Genomic DNA, 2,022 nt, shown 5'->3' with positions numbered 1-2,022 from the left:
TTTGGCCATGTGGCGGCTCCTTTCAATGTTTAACAGGGGCACCCGGCAGTGCTTGGCTCACGAGGTTCGGCCATCCGAGTTCATTGCCGAACAGGCAATGGATGTCCTCGCCTCAGGGGGTGCGAGTGAGCAAATTTCTCTACCGCGTCCATCATTTTCTGAACATGGGCAGCTGGATCCTTGTCCGTGTAACTCAGCAGGAGCTTGCCATCAGGAGCTATCACGAATGAGCTCCTATCTGAGAGCGGGTTCCCGTTCATCTGCATCAGGGTCTGGTACTGTGCGGCGAGGCGAGGCGTCTTTCATTGCTCGTCTGGTCACCGCAATGGTATTGGGGGAAGAAAGTATTTTTGCAGATGTGAGGATAGTGCAACGACGGGGCCAGGGCATGGCTCCCTCTTGTGATCGCGTGACACAACCACTTAACAGTACCTGATTGGAGTTGGATTTGGATTTGGATTTGGCGGTGCGGTGCTGGTTGAACCTGTACTTGCAGCCACGCCGCAGAGCGCAGGCACGATGCAATGCGGTGGCGTGTGTGGCCTTTGGGTGATTGCAGATAGGCCACCTTGCTCAGCACCGGCCACATCCAGTTTAGCTTACGGCTCCGTTTGGATGCATTTCGGCGCATGCGCTGACCACGCTCGAAGAGCGCCAGGCCGAGCAGGAGCTGCAGCATTGCTACGGCGATGCGGTGAGGGCGTTTCATCAGTATCTGGATAAGGCGAAGGCGGCGTAGTGGGGGAGGGGAAATAGCAGTCTAATAATATTCAATTTACTGATTATAAAGGATTTTTTAAGTGTTTCTGATGAGTTTTGTGTTGCAAAAAAACAACATTTTTATTGACGTTGTAAATATCCTTGGCCATTATTTATTGCGTATCGCAAACCTAGGTTGAAGATACAGCAAGTAAAAAAGGGGCCGAAGCCCCTTGGTTACACTTGATAGTATTGAGTTTTGACGGCATCAGGGCTGGTACCCCTAATGCTATCCACAACAGATTGCGGCATTGCTGCCAACATCACTGTTGTAAAAAGCCAAGCTAGCACGACTCGAAAATGTTCACGAACGGCTAGTTTGAGTTCCGATTTAAGCCACTCTACCCAATTGGGTTTGGTGGCTTTATCTTTTTGGGCTCTTTGCTGGGTTCGACGCGAGCGTCGTGGTCGTTTTGGCATAGATCTTCTCCATGTTATGCCAGGTGATGGGCGGACTGCTGCCCGGGAAGTTATTTGTCATTTTTTCAATAGTCATGGTTCTCTCCTGTGTAGCTTCATTCACAATATATAGTGTTATTTTTATTTCCGACTACAAGATAGTGAGGCTGTTACGTCATTGCAACCGGTGGGTAACCTGCTAGCTGTGGATAAATTGTGAGTCTCGTATCCGTGTTAGTGGCTGCTCACAGGGAACGGGTTTCAATTTGTTCTCTGCGACAAATGCAAGCTCTATGTGCAGAGATGAAAAATTTAAATAACTTTTTTGCTTGTGAACATGGGCGATTGTTCGTAGTCATGCCTCCTTGTAGCAGGTGTTGCGTAAGGGCTGACTCTTATACACAAGTAGCGCCCTGAACGGAACCTTTCCCGTTTTCCAGGATCTGATCTTCCATGTGACTCCCAACATGGTAACGATCATGCTAACTTCTGCTCTTCATCGTGCGGCTGACTGGGCTAAATCTGTGTTCTCTTCGGCGGCGCTGGGTGATCCTCGCCGTACCACCCGTCTGGTTAACGTCGCCGCTCAATTGGCAAAATGTTCTCGAAAATCAATAACCATCTCATCAGAGGGCTGTGAAGCCATGCAGGAAGGCGCTTACCGATTTATCCGCAATCCCAACGTCTCTGCCGAGGCGATCAGAAAGGCTGGCGCCATGCAAACCGTCAAGTTAGCTCAGGCGTTTCCCGAACTGCTGGCCATTGAGGACACCACTTCTTTGAGTTATCGCCACCAGGTCGCCGAAGAGCTTGGCAAGCTGGGTGCTATTGGAGATAAATCCCGCGGATGGTGGGTTCACTCCG

2 protein-coding genes are annotated in these 2,022 nt (G+C 50.2%); one reads left to right on the top strand and one right to left on the bottom strand.

The window, feature by feature from the left end; translation table 11 throughout:
* Positions 1 to 1,123 precede the first annotated feature (1,123 nt).
* Positions 1,124 to 1,255, bottom strand: coding sequence for a hypothetical protein (locus PG883_RS23290; protein ID WP_267970359.1), 132 nt, complete (start codon positions 1,253 to 1,255; stop codon positions 1,124 to 1,126).
* 382 nt (positions 1,256 to 1,637) lie between these two features.
* Between PG883_RS23290 and PG883_RS23285 the strand changes: the two genes are divergently transcribed.
* On the top strand, positions 1,638 to 2,022 hold a 385-nt coding region (locus tag PG883_RS23285), incomplete at its 3' end, for an IS4/Tn5 family transposase DNA-binding protein (RefSeq protein WP_270808428.1).

Source organism: Aeromonas sp. QDB25 (assembly GCF_027707725.1).
In the GTDB taxonomy this organism is placed as follows: domain Bacteria; phylum Pseudomonadota; class Gammaproteobacteria; order Enterobacterales; family Aeromonadaceae; genus Aeromonas; species Aeromonas caviae.
The sequence above is the reverse complement of the archived record's forward strand: the minus strand, read 5'-3'. Positions and strand labels throughout refer to the sequence as shown.